The sequence below is a fragment of the Flavobacterium sp. MDT1-60 genome (assembly GCF_014844035.1).
Lineage (GTDB): Bacteria > Bacteroidota > Bacteroidia > Flavobacteriales > Flavobacteriaceae > Flavobacterium.
Genome location: NZ_CP062159.1, coordinates 1850429 through 1869944 on the forward strand (window position 1 = coordinate 1850429; position 19516 = coordinate 1869944).

Consider the following 19516-nt stretch of genomic DNA (forward strand, 5'->3'; position numbering starts at 1 on the left):
AAATCCCATATTTCGTCTATTATTCTATATTTGTTACTATCTATAATGTAACATTTTATGAGAATTAAGGAGAACTTGTATAATAAAAGAATTATTTCAATTGACGCTTTACGAGGAATTACCATTTTTGTAATGATTTTTGTGAATGAACTTGCCAGCGTCAAAAATGTACCACAATGGATGAAGCACATGCCGGCAGATGCAGATGCCATGACTTTTGTCGATGTTGTTTTTCCATCTTTCTTATTTATTGTCGGAATGTCTATTCCGTTTGCGTTTAATGCAAGATTGCTTAAAGGCGATACTACCAGAACGATTTGGACTCATACTTTAAAACGAGCAATGGCATTAATTATTATTGGTGTTTTTATGGTAAATGCCGAGTATGGTTACGATGCTTCAAAAATGTTAATTGCACCTGCTTTTTGGGGACTTTTAGCTTATGCAATGCCAATTCCGATCTGGAATAAATATCCTAAAGATTTTCCGCTTTGGTTAAAAAACACATTGCAATATGGCGGAATATTAGTTTTAATAGCTCTTTATTTTTTATATGTTCAGGATACTGGAGAAATCGGAATGACACCTAAATGGTGGGGAATTCTCGGTTTAATTGGTTGGGCATATCTTTTTACAGTAGTTTATTATTGGCTGGTTTCCGGAAAATTGTGGGCAATGATTGCTTTTTTATTAATTTGTATAACAGCAAATTCTATGAATTCAATTGAGGGTTCTATGATACAGCAATCTTCTATGTTTAGTTTTATAGCCGGACATTTAACTCATGCAGCTGTAGTAACCGCTGGCGCAATTATTTCGTTATTATTTTTCGATCGAAATGTAGCACCTAAAATCAATTGGTCTGTAATTGGTTTTGCTGTTTTCTTTTTTGCTGTAGGTTATTTTCTTCGTCCTTATTTTGGAATTTCAAAAATAAAAGGAACTCCTTCGTGGACGATGTTTTCTGCTGGAATTTGTACTGTGTTGTTTTACTTTTTGTATTGGTTAATGGAAATCAAAAAACAAACAAAGTGGAGTGATTTTTTTATGCCTGCAGCTGCAAATCCATTATTGATTTATATTTTACCAGGCGTAATTTATTATTTCAATTTAGCTTTTAAAATAGAAATTATACCTGAATATTTCAGAGAAGGAATTCCAGGGATAATCTGGAGTTTGATTTTTTCAACGGTTATGCTATTTGTTATGAAAATCTGCAATAAACATAAAATACAATTACACCTGTAGAAGTTTTGATTGTTTCAAGTTTAATGTTTCAGGTTTCAAGTTCAGCAAATTTGAAACCTGAAAATTGAATCTTTTTTAAATTTGAACGATAACTGATTTTATTTCTAAAAACGCTCCAGAAACTGGATTGTAATTCACAAAATTAAATTTACATAGATTATGAATATTCAATGGTTTTCCGTCAGGTAATCCATCTTGTTTAAAATGGGACCATGGAATTTTAATGGTAGTAAATTTTTTAGGAGATGCTGGTAAATCAGCTCTTGGATGCGAACCTCCATGCAGGCAGCCTGTTCCTGCTTCGTTTCCTTCTCGAGCCTGAATTTTGATAAGATGCGATGATTTATAAGTTATACTTACATATTTTGAATCATTTGATAAATTTTTCGGAATACCATCATTCGATTCTGATGGCGTAATGGCTACATTCAATTCAATTTCTCCAACAGGGTTATCTTTTGCATTAACTTTAATAATGCCCATTTTTAAACGAACAGCATTTATAGTTTCCTGATTTTCTCTAACAGGTCCGGCAATAAACCATGTATTCGATTTGACAAGATTTATCTCTTTTTCTGAAACACTTTTACCGTCAAAATTAAGAGTGAAAACGACAATTGCTGATAGTAAAAAATACAAACGAATCATAATCACAAACTGGTTTTATATTAAAATTCTACCTTTCAAATATACCCTTTCTAAATGATTTTGATTTCTTTCTTTAATTCTTTTCAAAATCAGGTATTTGTCTTGATAAAATTTTAAATTTGTAAGAATATATTCTTAAAAGCTTTTTAATGAGTAGGTTAAAAATCAAATTTATATGGTTTGTATTTTTTGTCTCGCCATTTTGTTATTCGCAAAATGACAGTACTACTGTGGAAAGCAAAGATATTTTAGACGTCATTCGAAAGATTTTCAAAAAAGATGATTCAATAAGTAAACAAAGAAAATTAGCTTTTTCGTTATTGCCTGTTCCAGTTGGTGCCAATAATTCCAATGGATTGGTGGTTTCTTTTTTAACGACTTTTTATCTAGATGAAAATCATGAAACAACCAATATGTCGCAGGTTTCTTTTTCGCCTTATTTTAGTTTTAGTAATCAATACGTTTTCCCTATCCAATCTTATGTTTATACAAAAGACAATAAATGGAATTTTATTGGAGATTATCGCTATCTCATTTATCCGCAGCTAACTTACGGATTAGGTGATCATAATTCAAAAGAAGAAATGTCTATTTTAGATTATCAACAATGGCGTTTTTATCAATTTGTGACCCGAAAAGTAGTAGGTAATTACAGATTAGGAATCGGTTTTCTGTATGATAATTATCAAAATATCTCTGAGGACTCTTATATTGATGAAGAAACAGATTACGTAAAATATATGAATGGCGATTTCTCAGATGAAACTTCTTTTGGTTTTGCTTTTCAGGGTCTGTTTGATTCCAGAAAGAATATCGTTAATCCGGAACAAGGGTTGTACGTTGAGGTTGATTTAAGAATAAACACAAGTGGAGTCGACGGAAATAAATGGAAATCCTTGTATTTTGATGCCAGAAAATACCATTCCTTCAGTAAAACGAAACATCGGGTTTGGGCTTCGCGTGCTTTTTATTGGTCTACTTTTGGAGGTAAACCACATTATCTTGATTTACCAAGTATAGGCTGGGATCGCGACGGAAAAACAGGCCGCGGTTTTACCAAAAACAGATATCGAAGCAATGCATTGATTTACTTAGAAACTGAATACAGAACGGATATTACCAGAAATGGTTTTTTAGGAGCGGTATTTTTTGGTAATATTTCGTCAGTTTCAAAGTTAGAAACATATCAATTTGATAAATGGCATCCGGCTATCGGAACCGGAATCCGAATTAAGTGGAACAAAAAAAACAATAGTAATCTGGCCTTAGATTACGGAGTCAGTAAAAACGATTGGTCTTTACGGTTGGGATTAACAGAAAATTTCTAACTTTCCAAAAAATCAACAGCCCAATTTTTCATGCAATTATCTGTAATTATCCTTAATTATAATGTGCGTTACTTTCTGGAACAATGTGTTTTAAGTGTTCAGGAAGCAATTGCAACGCTTGATGCTGAAATTATTGTCATTGATAATAATTCAACAGATGACAGCTGTTTGATGATGGAGGAACGCTTTCCATCTGTAAAATTGATTCAAAACAGAGAAAATTTTGGATTTCCAAAAGGGAATAATATTGGGATTTCGCAAGCAAAAGGAAAATACATTTGTATTCTGAATCCCGATACAGTTGTTGCAGAAGATACTTTTATTAAAATTTTAGCTTTCGCCGAACGACAGGCAAATCTCGGAATTATCGGCTGTAAATTAATTGACGGAACAGGGAATTTTCTACCAGAAAGCAAACGTGGAATTCCAACACCCTGGGTCGCTCTTACAAAAGTTTTTGGTTTGTATAAAGTTTTTCCAAAATGGAAACTTTTTAATCAATATTACGCCCAGCATATAAAAGAAAATGAAACCGGAAAAGTAGAAATACTTGTGGGTGCTTTTATGTTTATACAACGGGATTTGTATCTTGAACTCGGTGGTTTTGACGAAGATTGCTTTATGTATGCTGATGATATCGATTTGTCTTATCGTGCTTTACAAAAACAAAAATCAAATTATTACTTTCATGAAGTCACAGTGTTACATTATAAAGGAGAAAGCACTATAAAAGATGAAAAATACATGAATCGTTTTCAGGAAGCGATGAATTTCTTTTATAAGAAACATTTTAGGAAATCATGGTTTTTTACATTTTTTATTAAGATAGGAATTATAGTTTTCTCGTTCATCAAAATGTTTCAGGGGAAATCGAAGGCAAAAGCGTTACCTGAAAGGTATATTTTTTACTCTTCAAATAAAATTTTGTCTGAAAAATTGCCTTCTATTTTAAAAAATAAAGTGGTCTTTTTGGATTTCAAAAAAGAAAAAATGGTAAATTCGTGCCTGATTTTAAAGGATGCTAAGGCTGAGATAATTTTAGATAATCAGTATGTTTCATTTAAAAAATGTATCAAAATCATAGAAACTCTTAAAGATAAGAACATTACTTTTAAGATTTTCCCCAAAAATGCAAGTTTTATTATTGGAAGTGATTCGCGAGATGACAGAGGTCAAATTATAAAAATTGAGTAAAAAATTATATTAAATGTAATTTATGTTTAAAATATTCAGTAATTTCGCAATCAGAAAATCAAAATCACCCTTGAGGTTAACAATATGGCAAGATTTGAATTAAAGCTTCCTAAAATGGGAGAGAGTGTCGCTGAAGCAACTATTACCAACTGGTTGAAAGAAGTAGGAGACAAAATTGAAGCTGATGAAGCGGTACTTGAAATTGCAACTGATAAAGTTGATAGTGAGGTACCAAGCGAAGTATCAGGAATCTTAGTTGAACAATTATTTGGTAAAGATGATTTGGTTCAGGTAGGGCAAACCATTGCGATTATTGAAACTGAAGGTGATGCCCCGGCAGTAAAAGCAGTTGAAGAAGCAGCATTTGCTGCAGAAGTGACTGAAATTGAGAATACCATCGAGGCAGTTAAAGAAACAATGAGTATTCCTCAGGATTTTACTACCTCTGATAAATTCTTTTCTCCATTAGTAAAAAACATTGCTAAAGAAGAAGGGATTTCTATTGCTGAACTTGAGGGAATGCAAGGCTCAGGAAAAGATGGACGCGTTACAAAAGAAGATATTTTAAAATATATTGAAGATCGTAAATCTGGCGTAGTAACTCCAAAAGTTACTGAACCTGCAAAAACGGTTGAACCAGTAAAAGCTGCGGAGTCAGTGGTTCAAAAAAGTCAGCAAGCCGTTCCGGTTTCTGTAAATGGGGGTGACGAAATCATCGAAATGGACAGAATGCGTAAACTGATTTCAGGATACATGGTTGCTTCTGTGCAAACTTCAGCTCACGTACAATCTTTTATTGAGGTTGATGTAACAAACATTGTAAAATGGAGAGATAAAGTTAAAACCGCTTTCGAAAAAAGAGAAGGCGAGAAGTTGACTTTTACGCCAATTATGATGGAAGCAGTTGCAAAAGCATTGAAAGATTTCCCAGGAATGAATATTTCTGTTGATGGTGATTATATCATCAAAAAGAAAAATATAAATTTAGGAATGGCAGCAGCTCTGCCAAACGGAAACTTAATTGTGCCTGTAATTAAAAATGCAGATCAGTTAAACCTGGTTGGAATGGCAAAAGCCGTTAATGATTTAGGAAATCGTGCAAAAACCGGAAAATTAAAACCAGACGATACGCAAGGTGGAACTTATACGGTAACAAACGTTGGTACTTTTGGAAGTGTTTTTGGAACCCCAATTATCAATCAGCCTCAGGTTGGAATCCTGGCTCTTGGTGCTATTCGTAAAGTGCCAGCGGTTATAGAAACTCCGGAAGGTGATTTTATCGGAATTCGCCAGAAAATGTTCTTGTCGCACTCTTACGATCACAGAGTTGTTGATGGAGCTTTAGGAGGAAGTTTTGTGAAAAGAGTAGCTGAATATTTAGAGGCTTTTGATGTAGACAGAGATTTCTAAATCAATTAATAAATAAAATTGAAACCCGGAAAATTTAAAAGTTTTCCGGGTTTTTTGTTTTATATGTAAAGAAGGTTTTGTAAAGAAGTGTTTTTATTAAGGAATGATTTTTTAACTTGTAATCGCAGGCAAATGTCCATTTTTTACTAAAAAAAAATCATGAATAAGAGAAGAAATTCGGCTTTAAAAATTACATTTGTAATCTTATAAAAACTAAAAATGGAACTGAAACTCAACAAACCAATCTGCTTTTTTGATCTTGAAACAACCGGAATTGATATCGGAAAAGATCGAATCGTAGAGATTTCAATATTCAAAGTTTTTCCAAACGGAAATAAAGAAAGTAAAACTTGGTTGGTGAACCCGACAATTCCAATTCCGCCGCAAACGACTGCTGTTCATGGAATTACTGATGAAAAAGTAGCTAATGAACCCACTTTTAATGAATTGGCACCACAAATCCATAACATGATTAAGGATAGTGATTTAGGTGGTTTTAATTCAGATCGTTTTGATATTCCGCTTTTGGCTGAAGAATTACTTCGTGCCGGTGTTGATTTTGATATGAAAAATAAAGTTTCTGTTGATGTGCAGACTATTTTTCATAAAATGGAAGAGCGTACTTTAAGTGCTGCTTTGAAGTTTTATTGCGGAAAAAGTTTAGAAAATGCCCATTCTGCAGAAGCGGATACAATGGCAACTTACGAAATTCTAAAAGCGCAATTAGACCGTTATCCGGATTTAGAAAATGATATGAAATCATTATCTGAATTTACAACCAGAAAAAAAATCGCCGATTTTGCAGGGATGATTGCTTTTGATGCAGACAACGAAGAAATTTTTACCTTCGGAAAACACAAAGGGGCAAAAGTCGAAAAAGTATTAGAAACAGAGCCGGGATATTTCAGCTGGATCCAAAATGCTGATTTTCCATTGTATACAAAAAAGGTTTTAACAGCCATTAAATTAAGAAGATTAAATACAAAATAAGTTTTCAGTCTCAGTCTTGGTTTTCAGTTCACAACTGCGACTGCGACTGTGACTGAAAACTGAAAACTAAGAAGATGAAGATTATCTGTATCGGTAGAAATTATACCAATCATATCGAAGAATTAAAAAACGAACGACCAACGGAACCGGTGATTTTTATGAAACCGGATTCAGCGGTTTTATTGAAGCAGCATCCGTTTGTAATCCCTGAATTTTCTGAAGAAATTCATCACGAAATAGAGATAATTGTTAAAATTAATAAGGTAGGAAAGTATATCGAGCCTAAATTTGCACATAAGTACTATGATGAAATTAGTGTGGGTATCGATTTTACTGCCAGAGATTTACAGGATAAATTAAAAGCAAAAGGACTTCCGTGGGAAAAAGCTAAAGCATTTGACGGTTCTGCGGTTATTGGAGATTTTTTGCTAAAAACCGATTTTGTTTCAATGGAAAACCTTAGTTTTGAATTAACAAATAATTCTCAAACCGTTCAAAAAGGCAATACAGCACTTATGCTCTGGAAAATTGATGAGCTAATCGCCTATGTATCGCAATATTTTACGCTTAAAATTGGTGATATTATTTTTACGGGAACGCCTGCAGGAGTTGCAGCTGTCAAACCAAACGATGTTTTGGAAGGCTTTTTAGAAGAAAAAAAATTATTTAGAATACAAGTAAAATAATGGCTTTAAAATACAACCTTTCGAAAGTATATGCGCTTTCAGACAATGATCCGGAATTTGTAAACGAAATTCTTAAATTATTTGTTACTGAAGTTCCGGAGGATTTGAAACAAATCAAAGAAGGAATCAAAAAAAAGGATCATAAATATGCTTATGCCTATGCGCATAAAATAAAACCTACTTTAGACCTAATTGGTTTAAATGTTGCTTTTGAAGAAATTCTGCAAGTGGAAGCCTGGACAAAAGCAGAAGGTAAGAAGAAGGAAATTATTGAAACTTTTAAAAGCATAAAAATACAGGTAAAAGAAGCAATCAAGGAAATTAAAAAAGACTTTGACGTATAATTGGGCGTGACCCTATTTTTGCCCTTTTTTAAATTTGGTCAAAAATAGGGTGGGGTCATCCACTATATCTTTTGTTCCGGAAATTTTGTTTAACGAGTTCTTGTTGTTTGTCACAAAAGGATGCCGTTTCTATCCCTCACACAAATCGTTCCAACAACAATCTACTTTCTAATAATGACTTACGATCTGGTAAGTAAAAAATAACATTTACATGAAAGCAACTATAATTACAATTGGAGATGAAATTCTAATTGGTCAAATCGTTGATACAAACTCAGGTTTTATTGCTAAATCATTAGATCGTATTGGAGTCGAAATACGTGAAATGATTTCGATAAGCGATGATAAAAAACATATTTTAGACACGTTTGCACAATTGCAAAACAAAGTCGATGTCGTAATTGTAACGGGAGGTTTAGGTCCAACAAAAGACGATGTGACTAAAAAAACTTTTTGCGAATATTTTGACGATGAGTTAGTTGTGAATCCTGAAGTTTTAGCACATGTAACACAATTAATTGAAGGTTTTTACAAAAGACCAATCTCGCAATTAAATAAAGATCAGGCTCTTGTGCCTTCGACTTGTACTGTCCTGCATAATCAGGTTGGTACAGCGCCGGGGATGTGGATGAAGAAAGAAAATACCGTTTTTATTTCGCTTCCCGGAGTTCCTTATGAGATGAAATATTTGGTTGAAGAGGAAATAATTCCAAAGATTGTTCGCGAATACAAACGCCCTTATATCATTCATAAAACCATTTTAACGTATGGACAAGGCGAGAGTATGGTGGCAGAACGTATTGAAGATTGGGAGAATAATTTACCCGATTTCATCAAATTAGCTTATTTGCCGAATCCGGGAAGAGTGCGTTTGCGATTGACCGGAAGAGGAACTAATAAAGAAGAATTAGAAGCAGCAATTGAAGATAATGTAAAATCTTTAGACGTTATAATTCATGATATTATAGTAGGTTATGAAGAAAATGAAACAATCGAAACGGTAATCGGAAAAATATTAACGAAACAAAATAAAACAATTTCGACTGCTGAAAGTTTTACAGGCGGAAAAATTGCATCGCTTTTAGCAGCTGTTCCCGGAGCTTCAAATTATTTTAAAGGAAGTGTTGTTTCGTATGCGACAGAAGCAAAAGTTAATGTTCTCGGTATCTCGCAAGATATTGTTGATGAGTTTTCGGTGGTAAGTGCAGAGGTTGCTTCGGCTATGGCTTTGAATGTGAAAGAGATACTCAAAACAGACTACGCAATAGCGACAACTGGTAACGCCGGACCATCAAAAGGGGATTCAGATGCTGAAATTGGAGCTGTTTTTATTGCTTTGGCTACCCCAACTGATATAATTGTAGAAGAATTTAACTTTGGCCAACCACGTGAAAAAGTGATAGATAGAGCCACGATTAAGAGTTTAGAAATATTACAGAAAGAAATTTTAAAAAATGTGCATTAATTTTTTGCTACAATGGTTTATTTTTCTTTTCTTTGCACCCTGATTTTGAATAACGATAAAAGATAAGTATAATGTCAAGAGTTTGTGACCTTACAGGTAAAAGAGCGATGGTAGGAAATAACGTTTCTCACGCTATGAACAAAACTAAGAGAAAGTTTTCTGTAAACTTAGTTAAAAAGCGTTTTTATCTTCCAGAAGAAGATAGATGGATTACTCTTAGAGTAGCAGCATCTACGATAAAAACAATTAATAAAAATGGAATTTCTGCAGTTTTGAAAAAAGCGCAGTCAGAAGGATTTATCAAATAATCTTTTCCTAAATAAATATATAGCAAGATGGCAAAGAAAGGTAATAGAATCCAGGTAATTTTAGAATGTACTGAGCACAAGACTTCTGGTGTTCCAGGAACTTCTAGATACATTACAACTAAGAACAAAAAAAATACTCCGGACAGATTAGAGATTAAAAAATTTAATCCAATCTTGAAACGTGTAACTGTTCACAAAGAAATTAAGTAATAATTAGAGATTTTTGTAAATCTCAATGGTTTTGCCATTCGAGTTTTATAAAAGCTTCAAATAACATTTGAATCATGGCAAAGAAAACCGTAGCATCGTTACAAACATCTTCTAAGAGATTATCAAAAGCCATCAAAATGGTGAAATCTCCTAAAACTGGTGCATATACATTCGTAGAATCTATTATGGCTCCTGAAGAAGTTGATACTTTCTTGAAAAAGAAATAATAACAATCACATTATATAGAAAAGCTACTTTCATTCGGAAGTAGCTTTTTTATTTTTTATATTTGTGTAAAATTTAAAGAAGCAGGATTAATTTTAGGTTTCTTTAAATATTAAGGATTATTTAGATTGCAAAATCATATAATCTAAAAAACTAACAACCTATAAAAAATGAGTTTTTTTAAAAAATTATTCTCCACTGATAAAAAAGAGACTTTAGACAAAAGTCTTGAAAAATCAAAAACTACTTTTTTCTCAAAGTTAAGTAAAGCCGTTGCCGGAAAATCTAAAGTCGATGACGACGTTTTAGATAATCTGGAAGAAATTCTGGTAGCTTCAGATGTTGGTGTGAATACAACTTTGAAAATTATTTCAAGAATTGAAAAACGCGTTACTGAAGATAAATATTTAGGAACGGATGAATTAAACCAAATTCTTCGTGATGAAATAGGTGCTTTATTGTCTGAAACCAATAGAGGCGAAGCAACCGAATTCGAAATTCCGAAAGACAAAAAGCCATATGTTTTAATGGTAGTTGGTGTTAATGGAGTTGGTAAAACTACGACAATCGGTAAATTGGCTTATCAATTTAAAAAAGCTGGTTATAAAGTGGTTTTAGGTGCTGCAGATACATTTCGTGCCGCTGCAATTGATCAATTACAAGTTTGGGCAGATCGTGTTGATGTGCCAATCGTAAGACAAAATATGGGAAGTGATCCGGCTTCTGTAGCTTTTGATACTTTGCAGTCTGCGGTTGCTCAAAATGCTGATGTAGTTATTATTGATACAGCAGGGCGTCTTCATAACAAAATCAACCTGATGAACGAGCTTACAAAAGTAAAGCGTGTAATGCAGAAGGTTGTTGCGGATGCTCCTCATGATGTACTTTTGGTTTTAGATGGTTCTACAGGTCAGAACGCTTTTGAACAAGCTAAGCAATTTACAGCTGCAACTGAAGTAACTTCACTTGCTGTGACTAAATTAGACGGAACGGCAAAAGGCGGGGTTGTTATTGGTATTTCAGATCAGTTTCAGATTCCTGTAAAATACATAGGTGTTGGTGAAGGAATTGAAGATTTACAAGTCTTTAATAAATATGAATTTGTAGACAGTTTTTTCAAATAAATTTCATAATTCAATGAGTTTTTCTTCTTTAAAAAATATAACGCCTGTTACTTTTTATTTTGCAAGTGTTGTATGTTTTGTTTTTGCCAATGTCCTAAAGGACAAAAGTCTTTCTTTTTATTATGTTTTATTGGTTTTGGGGCTGGGATTGTTTTTTGCAGGTATGCTAAAAAGAATCCGTACTAAGAAATAAGTATTACTATGAAATACTATTTTCTTATTCTGCTTTTTAGCTTAATTTCTTGTACAAAAAGGGATAATGAAAATAGTGTAGAAAAAATAGAGGTTCAAAAGGTTATTGTGATTCAGCCTTTAGGTAATTTTGAATTGAAGAAGTCCAATAAAGTTCTTTCTGAAATCAAGACTATTAACCCAAATGTAGTTTTGAGACAAAATATTCCTTTTCCTGAAAATGCATATTACAAACCCAGAAACAGATATCGTGCTGATAGTATTATAAAATCACTTCGTAATACTATTGGAAAAGATTCCGTAATTGTTGGATTATCACATTCTGATATCAGTACTACTAAAAACGGAATTAAAGATTGGGGCATTATGGGATTGGGTTATCGACCTGGAAAATCTTGCGTTGTTTCTGATTTTAGATTATCCTCCAAAAATAAAAATCAGCAGTTTTATAAATTAGTTTTGCATGAACTTGGTCATACAGCAGGTTTACCTCATTGTAAAGTCAAAACGTGTTTAATGCGAGATGCTGAAGGAGGAAACCCACTGGATGAAGAAAAAGATTTTTGTAAAAAATGCACTAATTTTTTAAAAAGAAAAGGTTGGCAATTAATCTAATGCTGCTCTTTTAACCTATTTTATTTATACAAAGCGCTAATTTTTTCCCACAAAGTTTTATCAAAAACGGATAAGGCTAGGTTATCATCGTCAGCAGCGTCGCCCATTCTGATAACGACCATGTTTTTACTAGGTACAACATATATTTTTTGATCATTTTTACCTAAAGCCATAAACATATCGTTTGGTCCTGTCGGAATCACGCTTCCTGGAAAAGTGAGTTGTGATTGTGGTAAGTGATAAGAAGCTTTTCCGTTAAGCCACCATAAATAACCGTAACCTAAATTGATGTTTTGTGAGGAATTTGTTGCTTCATTAAAATAGGCTTCGTTTAAAATTTGGTTACTTTCCCATTTCCCTTTATTAAGCATTAAAAGTCCAAAACGCGCCATACTTCTTGAGTTACTGGTATAGACGCTATTTACGCCAAGTTGTACCCAATTACCATTCATTCCGATTTTATCTCTTAATTTAGTGTTGAAATAGTTCTCCCAGGTTTGTCCGCTTGCTTTTGCAACAACATCCTGCAATTTTACATATACATTATGATAGGCCCAACGTGTGCCTGCATCGGCTTTGTAAATGAGACTTTCCGGTTTTACATCGTCTGTGCTGTCGTCCAATCCAGAGGTCATGGTAAGTAAGTGTTTGCAGGTAATGAGGTTTTCTTTTGCAAGTGTTTCGCTTGTCCAGCCTGTTCCAATATATTGTGAAACTTTATTGTTGATATTCAAAAAGCCTTCTTGTTGTGCAATTCCGGTCATGGTTGAGGTTAAGGTTTTTCCGGCACTTGCCCAATACCAGTTTTTTGTTGCGTCATGTTCGTTGAAGTAATTTTCTAAAACGATTCGACCATTGACTAAAATGATAAAAGATTTAGAATGTTTAAGTTCTAAGTAGTCTAAAAGTGGCTGGACTTCATTTTGATTCCATTTTAAATCTGAAATTGATGTTGTTTCCCAAGTATTTCCTGTTAAAGGTGGAAAATACATGTTTTGGGGCTGAGGAGGTGTGGAATCATTATCTTCTTTGCTACAACTTACACATAATGTGAGAATCAGTATCTTACAAATATTTTTGATCATGGTTTTTTGGTGTTGGTTTAGGGTTTGATCAAAAATATGTAAAATAGTTTAATGGGTTTGTGTTTTTTTATTTCTTTTGAATGATATAAAGTTAACTTTGTAGTTCACGAAATTTCTTTTGAAAACGGGAGCCCTAGCCCTGATGGGAGCGGTATCCTTTTTCTGGCTTCTTTAGACAGGAAAAGATATAGCGGACAGCGGGAATCAGCTCCTTGTAAACATTATTATATGAAAAACACTTTTATTATTTTGGTTTTGTCGCTTTTGTTTGTAAGCTGCAAACAGGAAATTAAACCTGCAGATATTGCGAAATTGAATGGTTATTGGGAAATTGAAAAAGTAGTTTTTGATAAAGGTGAAGAGAAAGCGTACGGAATGAATGAGAACTTTGATTTTTTTCAAATTAAAGGAACAAAAGGAACGCGAACGAAAGTCATGGCACAGCTTGATGGTACTTTTTTGACAACAAATACGTTCGAAAGTGTTTCGGTTCGATTTACGGATAAGGGAACTTTTCTGGATTATAAAACGGATTATGCGAAATGGAGCGAGGAATTAATTTCGATTTCGGACAAAGAATTTGTTGTAAAAAATGAGCAGCAAAAAGAATATCATTATAAAAAAACAGGACCACTAAATATTTTAAACGATGGCAAAAAGACTAAATAATCAAAGTACGATTGGCGATGTTTTGCACCAGATTATTCAGGTAAATAAGTTACAGCCCGGAATGGATCAGATTGATGTGAAAGAAGCTTGGGGTAACTTAATGGGAAATGGTGTAAAGACGTATACTAAAAACGTCGTTTTGAAAGGAAGTACGCTATATGTTGAACTTGGATCTGCTGTTTTAAGAGAAGAATTAAGCCACGGAAAATCTAAAATCGTTAAGATGATTAATGAAGAATTAGGTCGTGAAGTGGTTAAGGATGTAGTTTTACGATAGTTTTCAGTCTCAGTTTTCAGACTTAGATTGAACTAAAATTTAAACATAAAAAAATCCCGTTTCAATATTTGAAACGGGATTTTTTTATAGCTTTATTGTCAGTGAAAACTGCGACTGAAAACTGAATACTAGAATTGCTCTCTTCCAGCAAAGTGGAATGCACTTTCGATAGCTGCGTTTTCGTCGCTATCAGAACCGTGAACTGCATTTTCTCCAATAGAAGTTGCGTATGCTTTACGAATAGTTCCTTCAGCAGCTTCAGCTGGATTTGTAGCTCCAATTAAAGTTCTGAAATCTTCTACCGCGTTATCTTTTTCTAAAATAGCAGCAACAATTGGTCCGCGTGACATAAATTCAACTAATTCTCCGTAGAAAGGTCTTGCAGCGTGTACCGCGTAAAAAGCCTGAGCATCAGCTACAGTTAATTGAGTTAATTTTAATGAAACGATTTTGAAACCTCCATTAGTAATCATTGCTAAGATATTTCCGATGTGTCCGTTTTGAACTGCATCTGGCTTAATCATTGTAAAAGTTCTATTTGTTGCCATTTTATTGCTTATTTTTAATTTTGTGCAAAAGTATACTTTTTTTATGAATTGATTTTAATAAATTCATAATTAAAACATCGTGAAATGATGTTATGGCAAATATAATTGTGAAAAGTGAGTTGTAAATTGTAAAATGTTGATACTAAAGCATACATTAAATAAGAAATACGCACTGCTGTGTGCGTCTCTACCGATATGGTGGGATAATTTAAACTTTGAAAATCAGTTTGTTTTTGTAAAAGATCCATAAAATAAATGTCCAGATTCCGACATACACCAATGCTCCTGCTAAAGAAGCTGCCATTGGATTGCTAAAGAATGGCGCAATTCCGAAACTATACAAATAATTTAGAAGATTAATTTTTTCTGCCCGATTATGTGGGTTTTGGAATTCAATCATCACTAAAGCCTGTGGAATAATTTGAGAGGTAAAAAACACAATCATTGGGTTTACACCCCATATTAAGAATAGTTTGAATCCTTTTTTATATTCTGCTATATCAATTACATAATATAATATTGCTAAAAATGTAGTGGCTAGTCCGGTAGTATATAAAACGTAACTACTTGTCCAAAGTGATTTGTTGATTGGAAAAACAATGTTCCATAATAGACCTCCAATAATTAGTGCTACACCGATTATAGCCATTTTTTGAGCTTTTTCGGTTTTACCTATTTCTCGTAATAGGATTTGACCAATTAAAAGACCAATAATTCCGTTTACGATTGATGGAATTGTGCTTAAAATTCCTTCCGGATCCCAGGTAATTGTTTCGCGATACATGTGACCTTCAAGCAAAATGCTGTCTATCCATGAAGCTAAATTGGTTCCTTTTTCGAGATTTGCCGCTCCTATTCCAGGAACCGGAATTAAAGCCATAATAGCCCAATAGCCTAATAATAAAACAACTCCAGTTATAATTTGTGTTTTCTGAGTAGTTTTTAAATATAGAAGTGAAACCACAAAATATACAATAGCAATTCGTTGTAAAACCCCAGGCAGGCGCACATCATGATAGGCTTCGATACCGCTGTAAGCTAAAAATAGATAAATAAACAGAATAGAGAATGCTAAAATGTTTTTAACTTTTGAACTAAAATTCCCCATTAAAGCATAACCAACAGCAATAGTAATGGTTAAACGGCCAACTAAAAGCAGAATTCCGTCAAGACCGAATAGCTGTATTTTAGCAAAGAAATTAAAGAATATTCCCAAACAGAACATGCGTAAAGAACGAACCAATATTTTATTAAAAGTGGTTTCATCCCAAGTTTTGGTTGGCATTGCAAGTGGAACTGCAACTCCCATAATAAAAATAAAAAACGGAAAAACTAAATCGGTTAGCGTGCAGCCGTGCCATTCTGAATGTAAAAGTGGTGCGTAAACATGGCCCCAATCGCCCGGGTTGTTTACAATGGTCATTAATAAAATCGTTAATCCTCTGAAGACATCTAGTGAAATCAAGCGCTCTCTGGTCATAGTTTTTGGTAATAGGTTAATTTTTGTTTTTAAAGGTTACTATTTGGTTTAGAGAGGCAATAATTTCAGAAGAGGCGGTTATTTATTCTGATGATTATTACTTTATTGCTGCCCGTTTTGCGGGCTTTTTTTACCACGAATTTTACGAATTTACACAAATTATTATCAGTTTTGCGATTAAATAATTGTGTAAATCGTGTATTTAGCGACAAACTTTTTTAAATCGTTATTATGTTAAAATTGTTTTCTAATGGTTTTAATTTTTGAATTAGAAGCGGAATCAATTGTTCTCCTTTTTCCAAATAGAATTCAGAAAAATTAGTTTGACGTTCCTGTAAACTTTGATTTGGGAAAAGTTCACATTGTAAATCAATTACACGCTGTAATTCGTTGTTTAATTTTCGTTTTTGCGCTTTTAATAATCTTTTTTCAAGGTTTTCTAGTCCTTTTTTCTGTTTTACTTCCTGTGCTTTTACTGCTCCGGTAAATGATTTATCGGTTTGCTGTGCCAGTTCATAAAGATATTCAAATTGTTTTTCTAATGTTTCTTTTTGAGAAGTTAAATCAATTGGAAAAGCAGATAATTTGTGTGTAATCGCATTGACTAGATTAGCAGGTTTTGTAAATAAATCAGCCCAGCTTAATTGTAATTTATCAGCTTTTTTAGCTTGTTTTTCAGTATTTAAAAGCACCGAATTACGTACTAAAAGCATTGGAAAAGTAATGTTTACAGCATCAAAGAATGATTTTAATTCTAACCAATACGCAATTTCTCCGCCTCCGCCAATGTAGCATAAATTAGGCAAAATAATTTCCTGATACAGCGGACGCATAATTACATTCGGACTAAATTTTTCCGGATTGTTTTCGAGCAAATTCAAAATTTCTTCCTTTGAATAGGAGATCTTCGTATTGTTTACATAGTATTTATCATTTTCAAAAATGATTCTTTCTCTTACATCATCTTCAATATAGAATAAATTGATTTCGCGTGGATTTACCTGAACGGTATAATCTCCAAATTTTGAAATAGTTTCCTGAACGGCTTTAAATGAAGTCTGTTGTTGTAGCTCCTCTTTTACAAAAGGAATAAAGGCACGTTTTAAATTGGCGTCATCGGCATCTAAAACCACTAAACCATAATTAGCAAATAAACTATTGGCTAAAAAACGGGTTGCATCGGCTAGATTTTCATGTTTTAAATACGCTTCTTCAAAAAGTTTTTTAATAACATTGGCATTTGTGCTCGATCCTAATTCTAATGAATAAATTTCGAAGAACTCACTTAACCCTTCTGTTGAAAGTCTCCCAACCGGACCTGTACTTTCTTTGTTCCAACGGAATTTTTTCCCTTTAAAATTGAAATAATTAATTTCTTCAAAATCGTGATCCTCAGTTGCCATCCAGTAGATTGGAACAAAATTATACGTTGGATATTTTGACTTTAATTCTTTGGTCAGGTTAATTGTCGAAATGATTTTGTATAAAAAATACAAAGGACCACTAAATAAATTTAATTGATGCCCGGTTGTAATCGTAAAAGTATTTGGATGTGCTAAAAGCTCGATATTTTGATTAGTTATATCTGAAATTTCAATATTTTGATATTGCTTTTTCAGCGTTTCAACCAAAGGAATTCGGTTTGCGTTATCAAAATTTGCCTGCTTTTGAGTTATCTGTTTTTCAAAGTTTTCCAGTGTCGGAAAGTGATTGTATAGAAAGTCTAATTCGGTTTTTTGATCTAAATAATCTTGTATCAATTTAGAGAAATATCCTGAGGTTTGGTAGCTGATACAGTCGGTGGGCATAATTTTAGATTTATTTTTGATAGCTGTAAATTTAATGAAAATATATACTTAAAAATGTTTTTAACGAATGCTTAAGATTTGATTTTGATATTTTGTTTTAAAATATTTAAAATCAGTATTTTAATTTGAGTTTTAGTCTTTGCTGAATAATAAATAATCGGGTAAAGATTAAAACGCCGGATTTGATGATTTTGTTAAAATTTTGAGAGTAATATAAAACTGTTGTTTGTAAATGTGTGTTTTTAATAATGAAACTATATTTTTGCAGACAAATGTTTGTTGTGTTAAACGAGTCGATTCATTTTTACAACACCATTTTTCAAAAAAAAACTATATCAACCACAATGAAAAATAACCCAAATCAGGAGAACTCTCTTCGACATGTTCTTTTTGGTTCTTTAATTGGAACCACAATTGAATTTTTTGATTTTTATATTTATGCCAATGCTGCCGTATTGGTTTTTCCGCAATTATTTTTTCCGGGAGCTAGCAGTACAAATTCCACATTAGAATCTTTGGCTACATTTTCAATAGCATTTCTTGCCAGACCTTTGGGTTCAGCTGTCTTTGGGCATTATGGAGATAAAATAGGGCGAAAAGTTACTTTAGTAGTAGCCTTATTAACGATGGGATTATCGACAATTGCAATTGGTTTTTTGCCGGGTTACGCCAGTATCGGAATCGCGGCACCAATCTTATTGATGTTATGCCGATTTGGACAGGGAGTTGGTTTAGGAGGTGAATGGGGTGGAGCTGTTTTATTGGCTATTGAAAATGCACCACCACACAAACGAGCTTGGTACGGAATGTTTCCGCAATTGGGAGCACCCATTGGATTGTTGCTTTCAGGTGGTACTTTTTTGATTTTGACCGATACCATGACCAGTGAAGATTTCATGGATTATGGCTGGAGAATTCCCTTTATAGCAAGTTCGCTTTTAGTAATTGTTGGATTTTATATCCGTTTGAAAATTAGTGAAACTCCAGCTTTTGAAAATTCAAAAATGGAGCAGAAAGAAGTTAAAGTACCCTTTTTTACTTTGCTTAAATCCTATAGAAATCAATTAATTTTTGGAACTTTATCTGCAGTTACAACCTTTTTGGTTTTTTATTTGATGACCGTTTTTACATTGAGTTGGGCCACTTCTGACTTAGGTTTTACAAAAAGAGATGCATTGTTAATTCAGTTGCTTTCCGTATTGTTTTTCGCTTTTTTTATTCCAATTTCAGCTTTAGTTGCGGATAAAATTGGCCGTCGAAAAATATTGATTATTACTACAGCTGCTATTGCTGTTTTTGGATTTTTCTTTTCGTACTTCCTTAATTCAGGAAATCCAGTTATGGTAACTGCGTTTGTTTGTATGGGAATGTCTTTGATGGGATTTACTTACGGACCATTGGGAACTTTTCTATCAGAATTATTTCCTACCACAGTTCGTTATTCCGGTGCTTCTTTGACATTTAATTTGGCAGGAATTTTAGGTGCAGCATTTGCACCTATGATTGCTATATGGCTGGCGAGTACTTACGGTTTGAATTATGTAGGTTTTTATCTGACAGCTGCCGCTTTAATTTCTTTGGTTTCATTTTTAGTCATATCTAAGAAAGTACATCAGTTTTAAAAAAATATATTCTAAAAAAGAGTGGCTTCCATTATTGTAG

Annotated in this window: 21 protein-coding genes; 16 read left to right on the top strand and 5 right to left on the bottom strand. The window is 33.3% G+C overall.

From position 1 onward, the window contains the following. Positions 1–57 precede the first annotated feature (57 nt). Positions 58–1248: a DUF5009 domain-containing protein gene (locus tag IHE43_RS07995; protein WP_192187438.1), complete on the top strand. Its 1191-nt coding sequence runs from the start codon at positions 58–60 to the stop codon at positions 1246–1248. Positions 1249–1323: 75 nt separating this feature from the next. Here IHE43_RS07995 and IHE43_RS08000 read toward each other — a convergent pair whose 3' ends face one another. Beyond that, entirely contained in the window at positions 1324–1896 is a 573-nt protein-coding gene (locus IHE43_RS08000; protein WP_192187439.1) for a hypothetical protein, read from the bottom strand. Positions 1897–2045: 149 nt separating this feature from the next. Here IHE43_RS08000 and IHE43_RS08005 point away from each other — a divergent pair, with 149 nt between their 5' ends. The 12 genes from IHE43_RS08005 (at position 2046) to IHE43_RS08060 (ending at position 11987) form a co-directional block, all read left to right on the top strand. Further along, a complete protein-coding gene (locus IHE43_RS08005) occupies positions 2046–3224 on the top strand; it encodes a hypothetical protein (RefSeq protein ID WP_225585441.1) in 1179 nt (392 codons plus the stop codon). 30 nt (positions 3225–3254) lie between these two features. Further along, positions 3255–4418, top strand: coding sequence for a glycosyltransferase family 2 protein (locus tag IHE43_RS08010; RefSeq protein ID WP_192187440.1), 1164 nt, complete (start codon positions 3255–3257; stop codon positions 4416–4418). 84 nt (positions 4419–4502) lie between these two features. Beyond that, positions 4503–5828, top strand: coding sequence for a dihydrolipoamide acetyltransferase family protein (locus IHE43_RS08015; protein WP_192187441.1), 1326 nt, complete (start codon positions 4503–4505; stop codon positions 5826–5828). Positions 5829–6047: 219 nt separating this feature from the next. After that, positions 6048–6818 (top strand): 3'-5' exonuclease, encoded by a 771-nt coding sequence (locus IHE43_RS08020; RefSeq protein WP_192187442.1) that lies wholly within the window; start codon positions 6048–6050, stop codon positions 6816–6818. A 74-nt stretch (positions 6819–6892) separates the two neighbouring features. Further along, positions 6893–7504, top strand: a complete 612-nt coding sequence (locus IHE43_RS08025) for a fumarylacetoacetate hydrolase family protein (RefSeq protein WP_192187443.1) — start codon at positions 6893–6895, stop codon at positions 7502–7504. Further along, positions 7504–7848, top strand: a complete 345-nt coding sequence (locus tag IHE43_RS08030) for an Hpt domain-containing protein (RefSeq protein WP_026984878.1) — start codon at positions 7504–7506, stop codon at positions 7846–7848. The genes IHE43_RS08025 and IHE43_RS08030 overlap by 1 nt, the downstream gene beginning before the upstream one ends. A 211-nt stretch (positions 7849–8059) precedes the next feature. Beyond that, a complete protein-coding gene (locus IHE43_RS08035; RefSeq protein ID WP_192187444.1) occupies positions 8060–9313 on the top strand; it encodes a CinA family nicotinamide mononucleotide deamidase-related protein in 1254 nt (417 codons plus the stop codon). 71 nt (positions 9314–9384) lie between these two features. Next, complete coding sequence (gene rpmB, locus IHE43_RS08040; RefSeq protein WP_007805815.1) at positions 9385–9621, top strand: 50S ribosomal protein L28; 237 nt, start codon at positions 9385–9387, stop codon at positions 9619–9621. Between the two features lie 27 nt (positions 9622–9648). After that, positions 9649–9831 (top strand): 50S ribosomal protein L33, encoded by a 183-nt coding sequence (gene rpmG, locus IHE43_RS08045; RefSeq protein WP_008253902.1) that lies wholly within the window; start codon positions 9649–9651, stop codon positions 9829–9831. A 74-nt stretch (positions 9832–9905) separates the two neighbouring features. Beyond that, entirely contained in the window at positions 9906–10058 is a 153-nt protein-coding gene (locus IHE43_RS08050; RefSeq protein WP_007805819.1) for a DUF4295 domain-containing protein, read from the top strand. Positions 10059–10226: 168 nt separating this feature from the next. Further along, positions 10227–11180, top strand: coding sequence for a signal recognition particle-docking protein FtsY (gene ftsY / locus IHE43_RS08055; RefSeq protein ID WP_192187445.1), 954 nt, complete (start codon positions 10227–10229; stop codon positions 11178–11180). Between the two features lie 201 nt (positions 11181–11381). Further along, positions 11382–11987, top strand: a complete 606-nt coding sequence (locus IHE43_RS08060) for a Zn-dependent protease (protein WP_192187446.1) — start codon at positions 11382–11384, stop codon at positions 11985–11987. A 20-nt stretch (positions 11988–12007) separates the two neighbouring features. Here IHE43_RS08060 and IHE43_RS08065 read toward each other — a convergent pair whose 3' ends face one another. Next, positions 12008–13072 (bottom strand): serine hydrolase, encoded by a 1065-nt coding sequence (locus IHE43_RS08065; RefSeq protein ID WP_192187447.1) that lies wholly within the window; start codon positions 13070–13072, stop codon positions 12008–12010. A 228-nt stretch (positions 13073–13300) separates the two neighbouring features. On the opposite strand from IHE43_RS08065, the gene IHE43_RS08070 reads away from it, so the two are divergent. Beyond that, positions 13301–13741, top strand: coding sequence for a hypothetical protein (locus IHE43_RS08070; RefSeq protein ID WP_192187448.1), 441 nt, complete (start codon positions 13301–13303; stop codon positions 13739–13741). Next, positions 13722–14018, top strand: a complete 297-nt coding sequence (locus IHE43_RS08075; RefSeq protein ID WP_056196214.1) for a DUF721 domain-containing protein — start codon at positions 13722–13724, stop codon at positions 14016–14018. The genes IHE43_RS08070 and IHE43_RS08075 overlap by 20 nt, the downstream gene beginning before the upstream one ends. A 128-nt stretch (positions 14019–14146) precedes the next feature. On the opposite strand, the gene IHE43_RS08080 is transcribed toward IHE43_RS08075, so the two are convergent. The 3 genes from IHE43_RS08080 to bshC form a co-directional block, all read right to left on the bottom strand. Next, positions 14147–14566 (bottom strand): nucleoside-diphosphate kinase, encoded by a 420-nt coding sequence (locus IHE43_RS08080; protein ID WP_039111203.1) that lies wholly within the window; start codon positions 14564–14566, stop codon positions 14147–14149. Between the two features lie 208 nt (positions 14567–14774). Then, positions 14775–16046, bottom strand: coding sequence for an acyltransferase family protein (locus IHE43_RS08085; protein WP_192187449.1), 1272 nt, complete (start codon positions 16044–16046; stop codon positions 14775–14777). Positions 16047–16264: 218 nt separating this feature from the next. Beyond that, on the bottom strand, positions 16265–17854 hold the full coding sequence (gene bshC / locus IHE43_RS08090) for a bacillithiol biosynthesis cysteine-adding enzyme BshC (RefSeq protein WP_192187450.1): 1590 nt from the start codon (positions 17852–17854) through the stop codon (positions 16265–16267). Positions 17855–18198: 344 nt separating this feature from the next. Here bshC and IHE43_RS08095 point away from each other — a divergent pair, with 344 nt between their 5' ends. Continuing rightward, on the top strand, positions 18199–19476 hold the full coding sequence (locus tag IHE43_RS08095) for an MFS transporter (RefSeq protein WP_192187451.1): 1278 nt from the start codon (positions 18199–18201) through the stop codon (positions 19474–19476). Positions 19477–19516 lie beyond the last annotated feature (40 nt).

What these genes read in the sequence shown, in the direction of transcription:
- IHE43_RS07995 (WP_192187438.1), top strand. Translation starts at nt 58, where the DNA reads ATGAGAATTAAGGAGAACTTGTATAATAAAAGAATTATTTCAATTGAC.
- IHE43_RS08000 (WP_192187439.1), bottom strand. Translation starts at nt 1,896, where the DNA reads ATGATTCGTTTGTATTTTTTACTATCAGCAATTGTCGTTTTCACTCTT.
- IHE43_RS08005 (WP_225585441.1), top strand. Translation starts at nt 2,046, where the DNA reads ATGAGTAGGTTAAAAATCAAATTTATATGGTTTGTATTTTTTGTCTCG.
- IHE43_RS08010 (WP_192187440.1), top strand. Translation starts at nt 3,255, where the DNA reads ATGCAATTATCTGTAATTATCCTTAATTATAATGTGCGTTACTTTCTG.
- IHE43_RS08015 (WP_192187441.1), top strand. Translation starts at nt 4,503, where the DNA reads ATGGCAAGATTTGAATTAAAGCTTCCTAAAATGGGAGAGAGTGTCGCT.
- IHE43_RS08020 (WP_192187442.1), top strand. Translation starts at nt 6,048, where the DNA reads ATGGAACTGAAACTCAACAAACCAATCTGCTTTTTTGATCTTGAAACA.
- IHE43_RS08025 (WP_192187443.1), top strand. Translation starts at nt 6,893, where the DNA reads ATGAAGATTATCTGTATCGGTAGAAATTATACCAATCATATCGAAGAA.
- IHE43_RS08030 (WP_026984878.1), top strand. Translation starts at nt 7,504, where the DNA reads ATGGCTTTAAAATACAACCTTTCGAAAGTATATGCGCTTTCAGACAAT.
- IHE43_RS08035 (WP_192187444.1), top strand. Translation starts at nt 8,060, where the DNA reads ATGAAAGCAACTATAATTACAATTGGAGATGAAATTCTAATTGGTCAA.
- rpmB (WP_007805815.1), top strand. Translation starts at nt 9,385, where the DNA reads ATGTCAAGAGTTTGTGACCTTACAGGTAAAAGAGCGATGGTAGGAAAT.
- rpmG (WP_008253902.1), top strand. Translation starts at nt 9,649, where the DNA reads ATGGCAAAGAAAGGTAATAGAATCCAGGTAATTTTAGAATGTACTGAG.
- IHE43_RS08050 (WP_007805819.1), top strand. Translation starts at nt 9,906, where the DNA reads ATGGCAAAGAAAACCGTAGCATCGTTACAAACATCTTCTAAGAGATTA.
- ftsY (WP_192187445.1), top strand. Translation starts at nt 10,227, where the DNA reads ATGAGTTTTTTTAAAAAATTATTCTCCACTGATAAAAAAGAGACTTTA.
- IHE43_RS08060 (WP_192187446.1), top strand. Translation starts at nt 11,382, where the DNA reads ATGAAATACTATTTTCTTATTCTGCTTTTTAGCTTAATTTCTTGTACA.
- IHE43_RS08065 (WP_192187447.1), bottom strand. Translation starts at nt 13,072, where the DNA reads ATGATCAAAAATATTTGTAAGATACTGATTCTCACATTATGTGTAAGT.
- IHE43_RS08070 (WP_192187448.1), top strand. Translation starts at nt 13,301, where the DNA reads ATGAAAAACACTTTTATTATTTTGGTTTTGTCGCTTTTGTTTGTAAGC.
- IHE43_RS08075 (WP_056196214.1), top strand. Translation starts at nt 13,722, where the DNA reads ATGGCAAAAAGACTAAATAATCAAAGTACGATTGGCGATGTTTTGCAC.
- IHE43_RS08080 (WP_039111203.1), bottom strand. Translation starts at nt 14,566, where the DNA reads ATGGCAACAAATAGAACTTTTACAATGATTAAGCCAGATGCAGTTCAA.
- IHE43_RS08085 (WP_192187449.1), bottom strand. Translation starts at nt 16,046, where the DNA reads ATGACCAGAGAGCGCTTGATTTCACTAGATGTCTTCAGAGGATTAACG.
- bshC (WP_192187450.1), bottom strand. Translation starts at nt 17,854, where the DNA reads ATGCCCACCGACTGTATCAGCTACCAAACCTCAGGATATTTCTCTAAA.
- IHE43_RS08095 (WP_192187451.1), top strand. Translation starts at nt 18,199, where the DNA reads ATGAAAAATAACCCAAATCAGGAGAACTCTCTTCGACATGTTCTTTTT.